Source organism: Achromobacter spanius (genome assembly GCF_002812705.1).
GTDB lineage: Bacteria > Pseudomonadota > Gammaproteobacteria > Burkholderiales > Burkholderiaceae_B > Achromobacter > Achromobacter spanius.
Genome location: NZ_CP025030.1, coordinates 1,205,595 through 1,222,358 on the forward strand (window position 1 = coordinate 1,205,595; position 16,764 = coordinate 1,222,358).

A 16,764-nucleotide genomic window follows, 5' to 3' on the forward strand; every position below is an offset into this window, starting at 1 on the left:
AATCGTTTTCAGCAAATCGACAGTCATCCAGATATGGCCACGCGCCCGTCGCCCCGCTTTTCCATTATTGAAGTGGCCCGCAAGGCAGGCGTTTCGCCGGCGACGGTTTCGCGCGCGTTCAACCAGCCCGAGATCGTGCATCCCGACACGCTGGCGCATATCCGCAACGTGGCCAAGCGCGCCGGCTTCAGGCCCAACCGCGTGGGCCGCAGCCTGCGGTCGGGCAGCACCCGCACCATCGGCTTGATTCTGCCCACCTTGTCCAACCCCGTCTTTGCCGAATGCTTCGAAGGCGCGGAACGGCGGGCGCGCGAATCCGGCTACAGCGTCATGCTGACCGCCACCGGCTATGACCCCGCCGTTGAATCGGCGGCGGTGCAAGGCTTGATGGATCACCAGGTGGATGGCTTGATCCTTACGGTTGCCGACGTAAACAAAAGCGCCACACTGGACGATCTGGACAGCGCGGGCATGCCCTATGTGCTGGTCTACAACGAGTCGTCCACGCACCCATTCGCCTCTGTCGACAATCGCGCCGCGGCCAGCGATATGGTGGCGCACCTGGCCGCGCTGGGGCATCGCCGCATTGCGCTTGTCACTGGCCCCTTGACTGCGTCCGACCGCGCGCGACGCCGTCTTATGGGCGCGCGCGCCTGCGCCAAGAAGCTGGACCTGGACACCGTGCAGCACATCGCGATGAGCTCGCATACCGGCAGCGACGCCGACGTGCTCAAGGCGGCGCTGCGCGGCAAGCAGGCGCCCACCGCGCTGTTCTGCTCGAACGACCTGCTGGCCACCGCCGTCATTGCCGACCTGGTGGCGCTGGGGCTGCGCGTGCCCAGCGACATTTCGGTCTGCGGCTTTGACGGCATGCGCTTTGGCGCCTTGTTGACCCCGCCGCTGACCACCGTGGCGCAACCCAGCGATGGCATTGGGCAGACGGCGTGCTCGAACCTGCTGGCGCAGATTCACGGCCAGCCCCCGCAATCGAATCGCCTGCCGCATTGCATCGTGGTCGGCGGCACCGCGGCGTCCGTGCGTCGTTGACGGCATTTCACGGACTTCATTCCGCTGCCTTTTCCAATTCCAACCTACCGTACGCATCATGCTCATCGCACAAATCACCGACCTGCACATGCGCACCCCGGGCGACAAGGCCTACGGCGTCATCGACCCCGCGGCGTTCCTGGCGCCGGCCGTGCGCGCGTTGAACGCGCTGACGCCGCGCCCCGATTGCGTGCTGATCACGGGCGACCTGACCGACCTGGGCCGCCCGCATGAATATCAGGTGCTGCGCGACCACTTGAGCGCGCTGGAGATTCCGTATTTTCTGCTGCCGGGCAACCATGACGATCGCGCGGAGCTGCGCGCTGCGTTTCCCGATCATCACTATCTGCAAGGCGGCGGCCCGTTCATCCAGTACGCGATCGAAACCTATCCGCTGCGCATGCTGGCGCTGGACACCGTGGTGCCGATGAAGAGCCATGGCGAGCTTTGCCAGGACCGGCTGGACTGGCTGGCGGCGCGCCTGGCGGAACAACCCGACCGCCCCACGCTGGTGTTGATGCACCATCCGCCGTTCCTGACCGGCATTGAGCACATGGACGCCATCGGCTTGCTGGCGGGCGCCCCGGAACTGGAGCGCATCGTGTCGCGCTTTCCCAAGGTAGAGCGCGTGTTGTGCGGCCATTTGCACCGCACGATTTTCCAGCGCTTCGGCGGCACGATCGCCTCAACCTGCCCCGGCACCGCGCATCAGTTGGCGCTGGAGCTTGGGCCTCGCCCGACACTGCAATACATCATGGAACCGCCGGGCTACCAGCTGCATTGGTGGCAGGGCGAAAACCTGGTCACGCATCACGCCGTTATCGGGGAATACCCCGGCCCGTATCCCTTTGCATGAGCGCTGCGCCTGACAGGCGACACGCAGTTTGAAGCCGTAGAGCTTGCCACGAATCCGTCATGTTTGCGCTGCACAATGAAAAGGTTTTCATAACAGGCAACAATGCGGATCTAACAATTAGATCTTCGAGACAGCATGTCATCCATCGTTCTGGATAACCTCACCAAACAGTACGGCAACGCCGCCGCCATCCACGGCGTGAGCTTCACGGTGCCGGCAGGCAGCTTCACGGTGCTGCTGGGCCCGTCGGGCTGCGGCAAGTCGACCACCTTGCGCATGATTGCCGGGCTGGATACGCCCACGTCGGGCACCATCCGCATCGGCGACCGCGACGTGACGCAACTGCCGCCCGCCAAGCGCCGCATTTCGATGGTGTTCCAGTCGTACGCGCTGTTTCCGCACTTGTCGGTGCGCGAGAACATCCTGTTCGGCTTGAAGGTGCGCAAGGAACCGGCGCGCGATTTCGATCGCCGCTTGCAGCGCGTGGCCGCGCTGCTGGGCCTGGGCCATCTGCTGGACCGCAAGCCGTCGCAATTGTCGGGTGGCCAGCAACAGCGCGTGGCGCTGGGGCGTGCCGTGATTTCCGAAGCGCCCGTGTGCCTGATGGACGAGCCGCTGTCCAACCTGGACGCGCAACTGCGCCACGAGATGCGCCGCGAGATCCGCGCGTTGCAGCAGAACCTGGGCATCACCATGGTGTACGTGACGCACGACCAGACCGAGGCCATGAGCATGGCCGACCAGGTTGTGCTGTTGCGCGGCGGCCAGATCGAACAACACGACACGCCTGACGGCCTGTACGCGCGCCCGGCCAGCGAATTCGCGGCCCGCTTCATCGGCACCCCGCCCATGAACCTGATCGCGCTGACCAGCCAGCAGGGTTCGACAGTCATCACCGGCACGCAAGGCCCGACCATCGCGAACGCCCCGGCGGGCGCGGTGAAGCTGGGCGTGCGCCCGGAACACATCCGCATCGACAGCGCGGGCATACCCGCCATTGTCGAAAGCGTCGAGTACTTCGGCGCGGACTCCATCGTGGTGTGCCGCGTGGGAGACACCAGTGGCGTGGCCGTGCGGGTTGGCGGCCATCTGCGCGCCCGCGCCGGCGAGGCCCTGGGCCTGACCTGGCCGAACGAGCAACAGCATTTCTTTGCCGCCGATTCGGCGGTCATCAACACCGTCGGGCGCTGAAAGACGCCCAATCCACAGGAAAGGAAACGCACCATGCGACGCATCGTACTGAAGACCCTGGCCGCCAGCCTGGCCGCCGCCTGCCTGTCCCTGCCGGCACAGGCGCAGAACAAACCCGTTGAAGTCGAGTTCTACTACCCGGTGGCCGTGGGCGGCCCCATCACCAAGATCGTCGACGACATGGTGGCGGACTTCCAGAAGGAAAACCCCGACATCAAGATCAAGCCCATCTACGCCGGCTCGTACCAGGACTCCATCGCCAAGGCGCTGACGGCGCTCAAGGGCGGCACGCCGCCGCAACTGGCGGTGCTGTTGTCGACCGACATGTTCACCCTGATCGACGAAGACGCCATCGTGCCGATCGATTCGTTGGCGAAGTCCGATGCTGACAAGAAGTGGCTGGGCAGCTTCTATGACGCCTTCATGCAGAACAGCCGCACGGGCGGCCACACCTGGGGCGTGCCGTTCCAGCGTTCGACCATCGTCATGTACTACAACAAGGACCTGTTCAAGGCCGCCGGGCTGGATCCCGAGCGCGCGCCGGCCACCTGGGAAGAACTGGTTGAATACGGCAAGAAGCTGACCAAGCAGGACGCCTCGGGCAACACCACGCAATGGGGCATCGAGATTCCATCGGGCGGCGCGTTCGCCTATTGGCTGTTCCAGGCGCTGACCACGCCCAACGGCGCCATCCTGATGAACGAGGCTGGCAACGAGGTCTACCTGGACAAGCCGGCGGTGGTGGAAGCCGCTCAGTTCTGGCGCGACCTGTCCGCCAAGCACAAGATCATGCCGACGGGCACGATCGACTGGGGCACCACGCCGAAGGACTTCCTGGAAAAGAAGGCGGCCATGGTCTGGACCACCACCGGCAATCTGACCAACATCCGCAAGAATGCCGACTTCCCGTTCGGCGTGGCCATGATGCCGAAGCAAAAGCGCGGCGGCAGCCCGACGGGCGGTGGCAACTTCTACATCTTCAAGAGCGGCACGCCGGCGCAGCAACAGGCCGCGCTGAAATTCGCGCAGTGGGTCACGACGCCGGAACGCGCGGCTGACTGGAGCATCGCCACCGGCTACGTCGCCGTGACGCCGGCCGCCTGGCAGACCGAGAAGATGAAGAAGTATGCGCAGGAAGTGCCGGCCGCGGCGGTCGCGCGCGACCAGTTGGAAGTCAGCGTGGCGGAATTCTCCACGCATGAAAACCAGCGCGTCACCAAGACCCTGAACGATGCGTTGCAAGCCGCGCTGATCGGGTCGAAGACGCCGCAGCAGGCGCTGACCGACGCACAGCGCGAGGCCGATCGCATCCTGCGTTCCTACAAGTAAACCGACAAGCACGATGAGCCGCTCTTTACATGCGCTTTATGGCTGGCTGCTGTTGCTGCCAGCCATCGTGCTGCTCGCCGCCTTCACGCATTACCCGGCGGTGGCGACGCTTTGGCACAGCTTTTTCTCTACCCCCAAGGGCGCGCGTCCGGCGCGCTTCGTGGGGCTGGAGAACTACGCCGTCATGCGCGACGATCCGGTGTTCTGGCAGTCGCTGTGGAACAACCTGTGGTTTGCGCTGGGCACGATCCCCACGTCCATCGGCATTGCGCTGATCATGGCGCTGTGGGTAAACCGCAATCTGAGCGGCCGCGGCTTTCTGCGCATGGCCTACTTCACGCCGACGGTGCTGCCGATGGTGGCGGTGGCCAACATCTGGCTGTTCTTCTACACGCCGCAATACGGCTTGATTGCGCAGGTGATGGGCTGGTTCGGTGCGCCCGGCCCCAACTGGCTGGGTAGCAGCGCAACCGCCTTGCCGGCGCTGATGCTGGTGACGGTGTGGAAAGAGGCCGGCTTCTTCATGATCTTCTACCTGGCCGCCTTGCAGACCGTGTCGCCGTCGCTGCGCGAGGCCGCCATGCTGGAAGGCGCATCGCGCTGGCAGTATTTCCGCCGCATTCTGTGGCCGCTCTTGATGCCCACCACGCTGTTCGTGCTGATCAATGCACTGATCAACGCTTTCCGCCTGGTGGACCATGTGGTCGTCATGACGCGCGGCGGGCCGGACAACGCCAGCACCTTGCTGCTGTACTACATCTACCAGGTGGGTTTCAGTTTCTGGGACACGGCTTACGCCGCCACGCTGACCGTCGTGTTGCTGGTGGTACTGGCGCTGACCGCGCTGTTCAAGTTCCGCTGGCTGGACCGCAGGACGCACTATCAATGAAAGACAAGCTAGATACCCTGGGCGCCTGGGCGCTAGGCCTGTTGTGGATTCTGCCGCTTGCCTATGCGATGTGGGCGGCGTTTCACCCTCCCGCCTACGCGACCCGCTTCGAGCTGTTCGCGCCGCTGACGCTGGATAACTTCGTGCGCGCCTGGCACGCGGCGCCGTTTCCACGCTACTTCCTGAACACCTTCATGCTGGTCACGATGGTGCTGGCGGCGCAACTGGTGCTGTCCACGCTGGCGGGCTACGCCTTCGCGCGCTTCGAATTTCGCGGCCGCGATTTCGTCTTCATGCTGGTGCTGCTGCAGTTGATGATCATGCCGGACGTGCTGCTGGTGGAGAACTACCGGTCAATGAGCCAGCTGGGCATCCGCGACACGGTGTTCGCCATCGGGCTGCCGTACTTCGCGTCGGCGTTCGGCATCTTCCTGCTGCGCCAGACCTTCAAGACGGTGCCGCGCGAACTGGAGGAAGCGGCGCGCATGGAAGGCGCCAATGCCATGCAGATTCTGTGGAAGGTGTATGTGCCGCTGGCCAAGCCGATCTACGTAGCCTATGGGCTGGTGTCGGTCAGCCACCACTGGAACAACTTCCTGTGGCCGCTGATCATCACCAATTCGGTCGAATCCCGGCCGCTGACGGTGGGCTTGCAGGTGTTCTCGTCCACCGACCAGGGCATCGACTGGTCGGTCATTACCGCCGCCACCCTGATGTCCGCCGCGCCGCTGCTGATCGCTTTCCTGCTGTTCCAGCGGCAGTTCGTGCAGTCGTTCATGCGGGCGGGGATACGGTAGGTTTTCCTGCTGCCGCGTTACGCGCGGACGTCGCCCAAAACAAATCCCCGCCTTGCGAGCGGGGATTTTCACGTGTGCCGCGCCGGTGCCGTCAGTAGCCGACGGTCAAACCCGGCAGGTCAACGGTGATGCGCGGACGCTCCAGCGCCATGGCCAGGTGCTCCGCGAACTCGCGGGCTTCCTTGGCGTCGCTGGACAGGGTGTCGTAGCCCAGGGCATCGGCCACGCCCAGCACCTTGTCCAGCAGCAGCACTTTGCCGCTGGGGCGCAACGGTTCGCAGCCCAGGGTTTCCCAGGCGCCGTCGAACCAGTCGCGCGCGTCGCTCTGGCGTTGCGGAGACGTTTCCACCGTGGCGTTCAGGTCCAGCGACCGGCGGGTGTCGAAAACAATGGTGATGTCGCAGCGCATAAAGGGGTTCCTTGAAAGGGCGTCTGGCGGCAAGGGTAGGCAAAAAACGCCGGGCAGATTGTCCGCCGGGCGACATTGCCTACCAGCCGCGCGACGCTTCCCAGGTAACTTCAACGCCCGCGGCCTGGGATTGCCGCATCATGTCCAGCAGCGGATACGCGCGTTCCTTCATGCCGACCGCGCGCGCCATGGCCGAACGCGGGGCCTTGTCTTCGTCGTCTTCGTCCTCGTCGGGATGTTCAGCGCTTTCAATGGCGCGCTCGATGCCGTTAATGGCGGGGCCCAGTTGCTCGACGGTGAACACACCACGTTCGGGGATCTTGTCGCCGATGGGCTTTCCCGCCGCCTGCAGGATGGGCATGGCGTGGTCGGACACCATCAGAACTTCGGCCACGACCTTGGAGTGAAAGGTAATCAGCATGTTGCGGTCTCCCTCAATGAATACGTTACATACACTACCCCAACGCCCCAGGGATGCCAACTGGCGCTATGGGGCGGGTGCAGGGGCCGCTGCCGTCGGCGCACCCACGAAAACCTAGGCGATTGATTTTATTGAGAGTTCCGCCGCCCGCGCGAACGCTTGCCGGACAGTTTGCGCCCCCATGGCCGCCGATTGGATCGCCAAATCAACTATCATTCCGGATGATTCCCGTGACATTGCCGGCCCGGACACCGTCCGTTTGATCCCCGCCTTGGTCACTCACCCAGAACTTCTTCAGACGCCCATGCTCCCCGAGCAACAAAAACAGCTTATCTCCCTGATCCAGGCCGCCGTTGCGCAGAGCCTTCCCGACGCCCAGGCCAACGTGCTGCTCGAGCGCCCCAAGGTCGCCGCCCATGGCGACGTTGCCACCAACGTGGCCATGCAGCTGGCCAAGCCGGCACGCCGCAACCCGCGCGAACTGGCCCAAGCCATCGTCGACGCTCTGCTGGCCGCCCCCGAGGCCCGTGATCTGGTCGATAGCGCCGAAGTCGCCGGACCCGGCTTCATCAACTTGCGCATCACCGCCGCCGCGCGCCAGGCCGTCATCACCACCGTGGCCGAGCAGGGCGCAAGCTTTGGCCGCGCCCCGCGCAGCGGCGAGAAGATCCTGGTTGAATTCGTGTCGGCCAACCCCACCGGCCCGCTGCACGTGGGCCATGCCCGCCAGGCCGCACTGGGCGACGCCCTGTGCCGCCTGTACGACGCCATCGGCTGGGACGTCACCCGCGAGTTCTATTACAACGACGCCGGCAACCAGATCCACAACCTGGCCATCAGCGTGCAGGCGCGCGCCCGTGGCCTGACGACCGAATCCCCCGACTGGCCGGAAGACGGCTACAAGGGCGACTACATCGCCGACATCGCGCGCGATTTCCAGGCAGGCAAGACCATCCAGCCGTCCGACGGCGAGCCCGTCACCGCCACCGGCAATATCGACAACCTGGACGACATCCGCGTCTTCGCCGTGGCCTACCTGCGCCGCGAACAAGACCTGGACCTGCAAGCGTTCGGCCTGGCGTTCGACAACTACTACCTGGAAAGCTCGCTGTACACGTCGGGCCGGGTCGAAGCCACCGTCAAGGCGCTGGTCGCCGGCGGCCATACCTATGAAGAGGGCGGCGCGCTGTGGCTGCGCACCACCGAACTGGGTACGGGCGACGACAAAGACCGCGTCATGCGCAAAAGCGAAGGCGGCTACACCTACTTCGTGCCGGACGTGGCGTATCACAAGGCCAAGTGGGAACGCGGCTTTCACCGCGCCGTGAACATCCAGGGCAGCGACCACCACGGCACCGTGGCCCGCGTGCGCGCCGGCCTGCAAGCGCTGAACGAAGGCATTCCGAAGGACTACCCGTCTTACGTGCTGCACAAGATGGTCAAGGTGATGCGCGGCGGCGAAGAGGTCAAGATCTCCAAGCGCGCCGGCAGCTACGTCACCATGCGCGACCTGATCGACTGGGTGGGCCGCGACGCCGTGCGCTACTTCCTGATCCAGCGCCGCGCCGACACCGAGTTCGTGTTCGACGTGGACCTGGCCTTGTCGAAAAGCGACGAGAACCCGGTCTATTACATCCAGTACGCCCACGCGCGCATCTGCACGATGATCAACAACGCCGGCATGCCCGCCGCCGACGTAGCCACCGCCGATACGTCCTTGCTGACCGCGCCGTCTGAATTCGCGCTGATGCAACGCCTGGCCGAATTCCCCAACGTGGTGGCGCTGGCCGCCCAGGACCTGTCGCCGCACCACATTGCTTTCTGGCTGCGCGATTGCGCGTCGGACTTCCACGCCTGGTACAGCGCCGAACGTGTGCTGGTGGACGACGTGGCTTTGAAGCTGGCCCGCCTGCGTCTGGCCGCCACGACGCGCCAGGTACTGGCCAACGGCTTGGCGCTGATGGGCGTGTCCGCGCCCGAGCGGATGTAACATCGGTTCATGGCAACCAAGCGCAAAACCACCCGCCGTTCCTCTGGCGAAAGCGGCAGCACCCTTTACGGGGCGCTCGCCGGCCTGCTTCTCGGCCTGATCGTGGCCGCCGTCGTGGCCTTTTACGTCACCAAGGCTCCCGTGCCCTTCGTGGACCGTGCCACCCGCCAGGGCGACACGGGCAAGCTGCCCGACCCGCGCCAGGCGCCGGACCCGAACGCGGGCCTGTACGGCCGCGACGGGGCGGCGGGCGCGCCGCCCACCGGCCCCACGGCCACCGCGCCGATGCCGCTGCCGGGTGCGGGCACTGCGTCCAAGCCCGACGAAACGCCATCCCGGCTGGATGACCTGGGTGCGCTGATCGCCACCTTGCCGTCCACCAGCAAGCCGCAGGCCGCCGCGCCGAATCAAAGCGCCACCGCAAGCAGCAACGCAACCCCCAGCGCAAGCCCGACGCCCTTGTCCAAACCCGCGCCAGCCGCCAAAGCCGCTGCCCCGGCGGCAACGGGCACGTACTACTTGCAGGCGGGTGCGTTTCGCGGTGAAAGCGACGCTGAATCGTTAAGGGCTCGCATCATCCTGCTGGGCCTGCCGGTGGCGGTGCAAAAGGCCGAAGTCAACGGCAAGCCGTTGAACCGTGTGCGGGTGGGTCCGTTTGCGCGGCTGGACGACATGAATCGCGCACGTGGCCGCCTGGGCGAAAACAAGATCGAAACCGCCGTGGTGCGCCAGTAAGCCTATCCGGCGCTATTTTTTGCATTGAACTTATCCGGCCCCGAGCCTGTCTGTAACTTTTTACTCAGGAACCTCTCATCCATGTTGTCCCCCAAGATTATTCGCATCATGGCCGCGGCCGCGCTGAGCGCCTCGGCGTTCTTCAGCCCGGTAAGCCACGCTCAAGGCACGCAAGCCTATGTGGCAATCAACCCGCCGCTGCCGTCGGACACCCCGGGCAAAGTGGAAGTGCTGGAATTCTTCGCCTATACCTGCCCGCATTGCGCCGCCATGGAACCCATGGTTGAAGAGTGGGCCAAGACGGTTCCTTCGGACGTCGTCCTCAAGCAAGTTCCCATCGCGTTCAACGCCGGCATGAAGCCGCTGCAACAGGTCTACTACACGTTCCTGGCCCTGGAACGCCCCGACCTGCACGCCAAGTTCTTCACCGCCATCCACGGTGAACACAAGCGCCTGTTCGACAAGAAGTCCATGGGCGACTGGGTTGCGACGCAAGGCGTGGACCGCGCCAAGTTCGATTCCGTGTTCGATTCGTTCAGCGTGCAAACCCAGGTGCAGCGCGCCACCCAGTTGGCCGACGCCTACCGCATCGACGGCACGCCGTCGTTTGCCGTCGGCGGCAAGTTCATGACCTCGCCGGTCATGGCGGGCAACAGCTACGAAGGCGCCCTGAAGGAAGTCGACAAATTGATCCCGATGGCGCGCAACAAGTAATTCGGTTTGCGCAGGGATTGCAGAGCGCCCCGGCCACATGGCCGGGGCGCTTTCTTTTGAGAAATCGTTGAGACATTGCGCCGCCCTTTTGCACCCACGGCGCTACACTTTCGCCACAAGAATTCGCCGCAAAGACGGCATCACATGGGTGGAAGACAAATGAAACAGCAATTCCTGCGCAAACGCGCCGCATGGTGTCTGGGCCTGTGCCTGGCGTTCAGTGCCAACGCCACGCACGCGAGTGCGGCTGACGGCGTGAAAATCGGCGTGCTTACCGACATGGCGGGCGTGACCGCCGATGCCACGGGCAAGGGCTCGGTCGAGGCCGCCCGGCTGGCCATCGAGGAGATGGGCGGCACCGTACTGGGCAAACCGATTTCGCTGGTCTCGGGCGACCATCAACATCGCCCCGACATCGGCAGCAGCATGGTCCGCAAGTGGTATGACACCGACGGCGTGGACGTGGTGGTGGACGTGCCTAATTCGTCAGTCGCGTTGGCGGTGCAGGGCATCGCGCGCGAAAAGAAGAAGCTGGTGTTGTTCTCCAGCCCCGGCACTACCGCGCTGTCACAAGCGCAGTGCTCGCCCTACGGCGTGCAGTGGACGTACACGACCTACGCCCTGTCTCGCGGCACGGCCACCGCCGTGGTCAACGAAGGCAACAAGCGCTGGTTCATCCTGGCGTCGGACTACGCCTTTGGCAAGCAACTGGCGGCCGACACCGAGACCGTCGTCAAAGCCAACGGCGGCGAAGTCGTCGGCACCGTCTTCCATCCGCTGAACGCATCGGACTTTGCCTCCTTCTTGCTTCAGGCCCAGGGGACCAAGGCGCAAATCATCGCCATCGCCAACGCGGGCGGAGACACGATCTCAGCCATCAAGCAAGCCGCGGAATTCGGAATCGGCGGCGCGCAGCAACTGGCGGCCATGCTGCTGCTGATCACGGACGTGCACAGCCTGGGCCTGCAGGCGGCGCAAAAGACTTATCTGACCGTGCCGTCGTACTGGAACATGAACGACGGCACGCGCGCCTTTACCAAAAAGTTCGAAGCGCGCGTCGGCCGGCCGCCCACCTTCCTTCAGGCCGGCGTCTACGGCTCGGTGCGCCACTACCTGCAAGCCGTGAAGGCGGCCGGCACGGTGGACGCAGATGCCGTCATGGCAAAAATGAAATCGCTGCCTATCGATGACCCCTTCAGTATCAACGCGCATATTCGCGAAGACGGCCTGGTGGTGCGCGACATGATGCTGGCTCAGGTAAAAACGCCTGCGCAATCCAAGGGGCCCTGGGACTACTACAACATCGTGCGCAACATCCCCGGCGACACGCTGGCATGGCCGCTGGCGGACAGCCAATGCCCGCTGGTCAAACGATGATGCAAGCACAGGGCCTGACCCAAACCCAGCAAGCCCAGACCCAGGCCGTCACGCTGGCCGATTTCGGCAGCTTCTATGCGGGTGGCAGGCCGGTGACCATCACTGGCCTGGCCCAGCGCGAGATCGCGTTCACCAAAAGCGCGTCACTGGCTTATGACCCCAACGGCCTGTACCACTTTGAACAGGCCTACGTGCAGTACTTCATCCCGGCGCGATTAGCGCATCCGCTGCCCGTCGTGCTGCTGCACGGCGGCGGCATGACGGGCGCGATGTGGGAGCAAACGCCCGACGGACGCCCAGGCTGGATGCAGCATTTTCTGCGTCAGGGGCATGCGGTGTATGTGGTGGATAACGTCGAGCGTGGGCGCGCGGGTTGGGCGCCATTCGAACAGGTGTGGCCCGAGCCGCCCATCATCCGAAGCGCGCAGGAAAGCTGGTCACTGTTCCGGCTGGGCCGCGCCGAGGATTTCGACGCGCGCCGTGCCTTCGCCGGCCAGCGCTTTCCGGTCAGCGCGTTCGACGACTTCATCCGACATGCCGTGCCGCGCTGGCTGGGCAACAACGACGCGGCGCTGCAAGGCTTCTGTGCGGTGCTCGACCGCGTCGGCCCCTGCCTGGTGGTGGCACACAGCCATGGCGGCGAAGTGGCCTACCGGGCGCTGCACGCGCGGCCCGATCTGGTGCGCGGCGTCATCGGCATTGAGCCATCGGGTTTCTCCGGCGACGTCGCGGCCGCCGCCGTCGCGGCCAAACCGTTTCTGTTCGTCTATGGCGACTATCTGGACGCCACGCCGCTGTGGCAACGCCTATGCGTCAGCGGCCAGGACTATGCCGATACGCTGGCACGCCACGGTGCCCGGGTCGACACCTGGCGGCTGGCAGAGATGGGCATTGCGGGAAATTCGCACATGCCGATGATGGACGACAACAGCGACGACATCGCCGCCCGCATCGGCACGTGGATACGCGCCGCGTCGGTGTGAAGCCGTCGCGGCGGCGTCAGCGTTATGCGCCGACCGCGGCCGCCTTCTCCAGCGCCTGGGTCAGGTCGGCGATGATGTCGTCCGGCGACTCCAGGCCGATGTGCAAACGCACCAGCGCGTTGTCGCCTTCGCCCCAATAGCGATGCTTGGACAGGTCTTTGGGCGACACCAGTTGCACCAGGCTTTCGTAGCCGCCCCACGAAAAGCCAATGCCGAACAAGGTCAGCGCATCTACGAAGGCGCCCGCCGCGGCGGGCGATAGACGCAGTTCGACGGACAGCATGCCGTTGGAGCCGGTGCAGTCGCGCTGCCACAGCGCATGGCCCGGATCTTCGGGCCACGCCGGGTGGAACAGGCGCACGGTTTCGGGACGGTTCTTGAAGAATTCGCACACCTGCATGGCATTGCGCGCGTGCTGCGCCATGCGGATCGGCATGGTGCGCACGCCGCGCAGCGCCAGCCAGGCGTCGTCGGCGCTGATGGAATAACCCATCGCGTACTGCGTGCGGTTCAGCTTCTTGGCGATGGCCTCGTCGTTCGTCACCACCGCACCCAGCATCAGGTCGGAGTGGCCGCCCACGTACTTCGTGCCGGCAATGACGGACACCTGCGCCCCCAGCGTCAGCGGGCGGTAGATATAGCCGGAGCCCCAGGTGTTGTCGGTGGCCAGCACCAGGCCGTGGCGGTTGGCAACGGCCGCCATGGCGCCCATGTCCAGCATTTCAAACAGCAGCGAGCCCGGTGATTCCACGTACAGCAGCTTGGTGTTGGGTTGCACCAAGGCGTCCAGGTCTTCATCGGCCGCGAAGTAGGTGATGCTGATGTTCATGCGCTTGAGCACCGCGTCGTCCAGCTCTCGCATCGGGCCGTAGACGCAATCGGAAATCAGCGCATGGTCGCCCGCCGAGCACAGCGCCATCATCACCATCGTCATCGCCGATAGCCCCGACGAGGCCAGATAGCAGTGCGTGCCGCCTTCCAGGTGTGTGAAGACCTCTTCCAGCGCGGCGTGGGTATCCATGCCCATGCGGCCGTAAGTGGTGGCACGGTCGCCAGCGGCCTTGCTGCGCTGTGCCTGCTCCAACGCGGCCAGGTTCTGGAACCGCACGGTGCTGGCGCGCATGGGCGGCAGCGGCACGGGCGCCGTGCCGGTTTCGGGGTCGAACGGGGCGGTGCCCGCGTGCTGCAATACCGTATCGATGTGTTTGGAGGTCATCTTCAAGGGGAATGCTGGAGAAATGAACAGGGCCGGACGGGGCCAACGGCGCCTGCCTGATGGAGCCGGGCTAGCGGCAAACAGGATGAACCATATCAGGCGTAGGGACGCCTGTCCCGGGCCGTATCGTTGAGCAGTCGCTTTAGCCAGAAATCCAGCTTACGACTTCCGGTAATTCGGCACGCCGCGTGCGGTAGCTGTTGGCCGGATGCGCGGCGTCGGCGTAGCCGAAGGAAATGCCGCAGACCACGCGCCGGTCGGAGCCAATGCCAAGCACCTCGCGCAGCACTTCCGGATACATCGCGAGCGAAGCCTGCGCCACCGTGGCTACGCCATTGGCCTGGGCCGCCAGCAGGAAGTTGGCGACGTAGCCGCCGCAGTCCATCGCGCCGTATTCGCCCAGCGCCTCATCGGTGGTGATGATGGCCACGTGCGGCGCGTCGAACAACTGGAAATTGCGCATCTCTTGCTGGCGGTAGGCGTCGCGGTCACCGCGCGCCACGCCCACCGCGCCGTACAGCTGGAAGCCCGATTCCCGGCGGCGCGCCAGGTATTCGTTGCGGTATTCGCGGGGGAAAGGGAAGTCGGGTGTGAAGGCGGGGCCGGCATCGGCGGCTTGCGCCCGCGCTTGCAGCGCCGCGCGCAGGCGCTCGGTGCCCGCGCCTTCGGTAATGGCCACTTGCCAGGGCTGGCAGTTGCACCAGGACGCCGTGCGCTGCGCCAGCGTCAGGATGCGTTCGATGACATTGCGCGGCACCGGCGCGGGCAGGAAAGCGCGGCAGCTATGACGGGCAAGCAGCAGGGCTTGCAGGGCGGCGTCGGGGTTCGCGTCGGGATTCGAGACGGCATTCGTGTCGGGATTCAAGACCGAGGGCGAGTCAGGGATCGCGCCGGGATTCCCGTCATCATCCTCGGGGACTTGCTGGCTTTGCGCGGCGTGTGTCGTCATGGCGTGTCTCTGTGTCCTTTGTGTCCCGTGCCGGGGGCTGAACGGTGTGGTTTTGCCCTTATGATGCCATTCTCCGGCTGACCGGCGCCCACCCCAACCAGGCCACACCCATGCTGCCCCTAGACACTCTGACCGCCTTTTTCGGCATTGCCGTTCTGCTCGCGCTGACGCCGGGACCGGACAACGTATTCGTGCTGATGCAATCGGCCATCTGGGGACGCAAGGCGGGCATGCTGGTGGTACTGGGGCTGTGCACGGGGTTGCTGGGTCACACGGCCGCCGTCGCCCTGGGGCTGGCCGCCGTGTTCGCCGCGTCGCCCATGGCGTTTACAGCATTGAAGCTGGCGGGCGCGGCGTACCTGGCCTATCTGGCCTGGCAGATTCTGCGCGCGCCGGTGGAATCGGAAGCCGGCAAGGCGCCCGAGCCCTTGAGGCCCGGCGCGCTGTACCGGCGCGGCATCGTCATGAACCTGACCAACCCCAAGGTGCTGCTGTTCTTCTTTGCCTTCCTGCCGCAATTCACCACGCCGGCGCTGGGTCCGGTGGGCTTGCAGGTCATGCAGTTGGGCGCCGTGTTCATCGTGTCGACGCTGTTGGTGTTTGGCGCCATCGCCTTCTTTTCCGGCGCCTTTGGCGAACTGCTGCAACGCTCGGTGACGGCCAAGCGCTGGCTGAACCGCATCGCCGCCTTGGTGTTCGTGGGCCTGGCCGTCAGGCTGGCCACCGCCACGCGCTGACCGTGGCGGGTTCCGTCTGGAACCCGCCTTGCCTACCGCGTATTGCTTGCTGCTCAGGCGGCCGTGAACCGCACAATGCCATCCGCGCCGGTCGCGCGTTTCAGCTTGCCTTCGAAATAAAGCGCATGCAGGTGCGCCAGCGCCTCGCCCATGGCGAAGGTCAGTTGGTGCAGGTCCAGCTTGCGCTTGAACAGCACTGGCACGATGTCGGAGGTTGAGTGCGGCTGCACCGCGCACGCCTCCAGCACTTCGGCCAGGCGGTCGCGGTGGTGCTCGTGCTGCTGCGCGATGCGCTCGTGCAGGCCCTTGAACGGACGGCCGTGCGACGGCAGCACCAGCGTGTCGCGGGGCAGGCCGGCGTAGCCGTCCAGCGACCGCAGATACAGGGGCAGGGGGTTGGCATCGGGTTCGTAGTCGAACACGCTGACGTTGGTGGAGATGCGTGGCAAGACCATGTCGCCGGAGATCAGCACGTTCAGGTCAGGCGAAAACAGCGACGCATGCTCGGGCGCATGGCCATAGCCCACGATCACGCGCCAGTCGTGGCCGCCAATGCGGACCTGATCGCCGTGCATGATGCGCGTGTAGCGCGCGGGTACGGCGGGCACCAGGTTCGGGAAGTAGTTGGCGCGCTGACGGATCTGCTCTTGCGCGTCGGGGTCGGTCAAACCATGGCGGGCGAAGTGCTCCACCGCCGACTGGCCACCGGGGCCGGCGCCCGCATCGTTGCGGCGCGACGACCACAACGACGCCACCATGAAGTCGGTCATCGTCATCCACAGCCGCGCGTTCCAGCGCTCACACAGCCAATAGGCAAGGCCGATGTGGTCGGGGTGCATGTGCGTGACCAGCACACGCAGCACGGGCAGGCCTTCCAGCTCGTTCTTGAATACGTCTTCCCACAGCGACTTCACTTCGTCGCGCGAAATGCCACAGTCAACGATGGTCCAGCCGTCCTGGCCATCGATGTTGTCGCGCAGCAGCCAGAGATTGATATGATCCAGCGCGAACGGCAGCGGCATACGTATCCACTTGACGCCTTCGGCCACCACCTGGGCCCGGCCGGCTTCGGGCTGGAAGTCTGCCCAGGGGTACTGCAATTTCTGTTCGTTGGGGTTCATTGC

General features: G+C 65.0%; 17 protein-coding genes. 12 read left to right on the forward strand and 5 right to left on the reverse strand.

The window, feature by feature from the left end:
- Positions 1-33: 33 nt before the first annotated feature.
- The 6 genes from CVS48_RS05410 to CVS48_RS05435 all read left to right on the forward strand — a co-directional run bounded on the left by CVS48_RS05410 (position 34) and on the right by CVS48_RS05435 (position 6,109).
- A complete protein-coding gene (locus CVS48_RS05410; protein ID WP_100853580.1) occupies positions 34-1,047 on the forward strand; it encodes a substrate-binding domain-containing protein in 1,014 nt (337 codons plus the stop codon).
- A gap of 58 nt (positions 1,048-1,105) precedes the next feature.
- Positions 1,106-1,903 (forward strand): phosphodiesterase, encoded by a 798-nt coding sequence (locus CVS48_RS05415; protein WP_100853581.1) that lies wholly within the window; start codon positions 1,106-1,108, stop codon positions 1,901-1,903.
- 135 nt (positions 1,904-2,038) lie between these two features.
- Positions 2,039-3,094 (forward strand): ABC transporter ATP-binding protein, encoded by a 1,056-nt coding sequence (locus CVS48_RS05420; protein WP_100853582.1) that lies wholly within the window; start codon positions 2,039-2,041, stop codon positions 3,092-3,094.
- 33 nt (positions 3,095-3,127) lie between these two features.
- Positions 3,128-4,423 carry an ABC transporter substrate-binding protein gene (locus CVS48_RS05425; protein ID WP_100853583.1) on the forward strand — a complete coding sequence of 432 codons (1,296 nt, stop codon included), beginning with the start codon at positions 3,128-3,130 and terminating at the stop codon, positions 4,421-4,423.
- 13 nt (positions 4,424-4,436) lie between these two features.
- Positions 4,437-5,312, forward strand: coding sequence for a carbohydrate ABC transporter permease (locus CVS48_RS05430; RefSeq protein ID WP_100853584.1), 876 nt, complete (start codon positions 4,437-4,439; stop codon positions 5,310-5,312).
- Positions 5,309-6,109 (forward strand): carbohydrate ABC transporter permease, encoded by an 801-nt coding sequence (locus tag CVS48_RS05435; protein WP_100853585.1) that lies wholly within the window; start codon positions 5,309-5,311, stop codon positions 6,107-6,109. The genes CVS48_RS05430 and CVS48_RS05435 overlap by 4 nt, the downstream gene beginning before the upstream one ends.
- Positions 6,110-6,200: 91 nt before the next feature.
- Here CVS48_RS05435 and CVS48_RS05440 read toward each other — a convergent pair whose 3' ends face one another.
- Positions 6,201-6,518: a hypothetical protein gene (locus CVS48_RS05440; RefSeq protein ID WP_100853586.1), complete on the reverse strand. Its 318-nt coding sequence runs from the start codon at positions 6,516-6,518 to the stop codon at positions 6,201-6,203.
- A gap of 79 nt (positions 6,519-6,597) precedes the next feature.
- Positions 6,598-6,939: a DUF1840 domain-containing protein gene (locus CVS48_RS05445; protein WP_100853587.1), complete on the reverse strand. Its 342-nt coding sequence runs from the start codon at positions 6,937-6,939 to the stop codon at positions 6,598-6,600.
- 304 nt (positions 6,940-7,243) lie between these two features.
- Between CVS48_RS05445 and argS the strand changes: the two genes are divergently transcribed.
- The 5 genes from argS to CVS48_RS05470 all read left to right on the forward strand — a co-directional run bounded on the left by argS (position 7,244) and on the right by CVS48_RS05470 (position 12,738).
- Positions 7,244-8,929 (forward strand): arginine--tRNA ligase, encoded by a 1,686-nt coding sequence (gene argS / locus CVS48_RS05450; protein ID WP_100857520.1) that lies wholly within the window; start codon positions 7,244-7,246, stop codon positions 8,927-8,929.
- Between the two features lie 9 nt (positions 8,930-8,938).
- The gene (locus CVS48_RS05455) at positions 8,939-9,664 is read left to right on the forward strand and encodes an SPOR domain-containing protein (protein WP_100853588.1); all 726 of its coding nucleotides are present in this window, start codon (positions 8,939-8,941) and stop codon (positions 9,662-9,664) included.
- Positions 9,665-9,745: 81 nt separating this feature from the next.
- Positions 9,746-10,378 carry a thiol:disulfide interchange protein DsbA/DsbL gene (locus tag CVS48_RS05460; RefSeq protein ID WP_100853589.1) on the forward strand — a complete coding sequence of 211 codons (633 nt, stop codon included), beginning with the start codon at positions 9,746-9,748 and terminating at the stop codon, positions 10,376-10,378.
- Between the two features lie 159 nt (positions 10,379-10,537).
- A complete protein-coding gene (locus CVS48_RS05465) occupies positions 10,538-11,755 on the forward strand; it encodes an ABC transporter substrate-binding protein (protein ID WP_100853590.1) in 1,218 nt (405 codons plus the stop codon).
- Entirely contained in the window at positions 11,734-12,738 is a 1,005-nt protein-coding gene (locus CVS48_RS05470) for an alpha/beta hydrolase (protein WP_419191454.1), read from the forward strand. Before CVS48_RS05465 ends, CVS48_RS05470 begins: the two co-directional genes overlap by 22 nt.
- 22 nt (positions 12,739-12,760) lie before the next feature.
- Here CVS48_RS05470 and metC read toward each other — a convergent pair whose 3' ends face one another.
- Positions 12,761-13,954, reverse strand: coding sequence for a cystathionine beta-lyase (metC, locus tag CVS48_RS05475; protein ID WP_100857522.1), 1,194 nt, complete (start codon positions 13,952-13,954; stop codon positions 12,761-12,763).
- A gap of 142 nt (positions 13,955-14,096) precedes the next feature.
- Entirely contained in the window at positions 14,097-14,903 is an 807-nt protein-coding gene (locus tag CVS48_RS05480; protein WP_242001360.1) for a nitroreductase, read from the reverse strand.
- Between the two features lie 110 nt (positions 14,904-15,013).
- On the opposite strand from CVS48_RS05480, the gene CVS48_RS05485 reads away from it, so the two are divergent.
- Complete coding sequence (locus CVS48_RS05485; protein WP_100853591.1) at positions 15,014-15,640, forward strand: LysE family translocator; 627 nt, start codon at positions 15,014-15,016, stop codon at positions 15,638-15,640.
- Positions 15,641-15,693: 53 nt separating this feature from the next.
- On the opposite strand, the gene CVS48_RS05490 is transcribed toward CVS48_RS05485, so the two are convergent.
- Positions 15,694-16,761, reverse strand: coding sequence for an MBL fold metallo-hydrolase (locus tag CVS48_RS05490; RefSeq protein WP_100853592.1), 1,068 nt, complete (start codon positions 16,759-16,761; stop codon positions 15,694-15,696).
- Positions 16,762-16,764: the final 3 nt, after the last annotated feature.

What these genes read in the sequence shown, in the direction of transcription:
- CVS48_RS05410 (WP_100853580.1), top strand. Translation starts at nt 34, where the DNA reads ATGGCCACGCGCCCGTCGCCCCGCTTTTCCATTATTGAAGTGGCCCGC.
- CVS48_RS05415 (WP_100853581.1), top strand. Translation starts at nt 1,106, where the DNA reads ATGCTCATCGCACAAATCACCGACCTGCACATGCGCACCCCGGGCGAC.
- CVS48_RS05420 (WP_100853582.1), top strand. Translation starts at nt 2,039, where the DNA reads ATGTCATCCATCGTTCTGGATAACCTCACCAAACAGTACGGCAACGCC.
- CVS48_RS05425 (WP_100853583.1), top strand. Translation starts at nt 3,128, where the DNA reads ATGCGACGCATCGTACTGAAGACCCTGGCCGCCAGCCTGGCCGCCGCC.
- CVS48_RS05430 (WP_100853584.1), top strand. Translation starts at nt 4,437, where the DNA reads ATGAGCCGCTCTTTACATGCGCTTTATGGCTGGCTGCTGTTGCTGCCA.
- CVS48_RS05435 (WP_100853585.1), top strand. Translation starts at nt 5,309, where the DNA reads ATGAAAGACAAGCTAGATACCCTGGGCGCCTGGGCGCTAGGCCTGTTG.
- CVS48_RS05440 (WP_100853586.1), bottom strand. Translation starts at nt 6,518, where the DNA reads ATGCGCTGCGACATCACCATTGTTTTCGACACCCGCCGGTCGCTGGAC.
- CVS48_RS05445 (WP_100853587.1), bottom strand. Translation starts at nt 6,939, where the DNA reads ATGCTGATTACCTTTCACTCCAAGGTCGTGGCCGAAGTTCTGATGGTG.
- argS (WP_100857520.1), top strand. Translation starts at nt 7,244, where the DNA reads ATGCTCCCCGAGCAACAAAAACAGCTTATCTCCCTGATCCAGGCCGCC.
- CVS48_RS05455 (WP_100853588.1), top strand. Translation starts at nt 8,939, where the DNA reads ATGGCAACCAAGCGCAAAACCACCCGCCGTTCCTCTGGCGAAAGCGGC.
- CVS48_RS05460 (WP_100853589.1), top strand. Translation starts at nt 9,746, where the DNA reads ATGTTGTCCCCCAAGATTATTCGCATCATGGCCGCGGCCGCGCTGAGC.
- CVS48_RS05465 (WP_100853590.1), top strand. Translation starts at nt 10,538, where the DNA reads ATGAAACAGCAATTCCTGCGCAAACGCGCCGCATGGTGTCTGGGCCTG.
- CVS48_RS05470 (WP_419191454.1), top strand. Translation starts at nt 11,734, where the DNA reads ATGCCCGCTGGTCAAACGATGATGCAAGCACAGGGCCTGACCCAAACC.
- metC (WP_100857522.1), bottom strand. Translation starts at nt 13,954, where the DNA reads ATGACCTCCAAACACATCGATACGGTATTGCAGCACGCGGGCACCGCC.
- CVS48_RS05480 (WP_242001360.1), bottom strand. Translation starts at nt 14,903, where the DNA reads ATGACGACACACGCCGCGCAAAGCCAGCAAGTCCCCGAGGATGATGAC.
- CVS48_RS05485 (WP_100853591.1), top strand. Translation starts at nt 15,014, where the DNA reads ATGCTGCCCCTAGACACTCTGACCGCCTTTTTCGGCATTGCCGTTCTG.
- CVS48_RS05490 (WP_100853592.1), bottom strand. Translation starts at nt 16,761, where the DNA reads ATGAACCCCAACGAACAGAAATTGCAGTACCCCTGGGCAGACTTCCAG.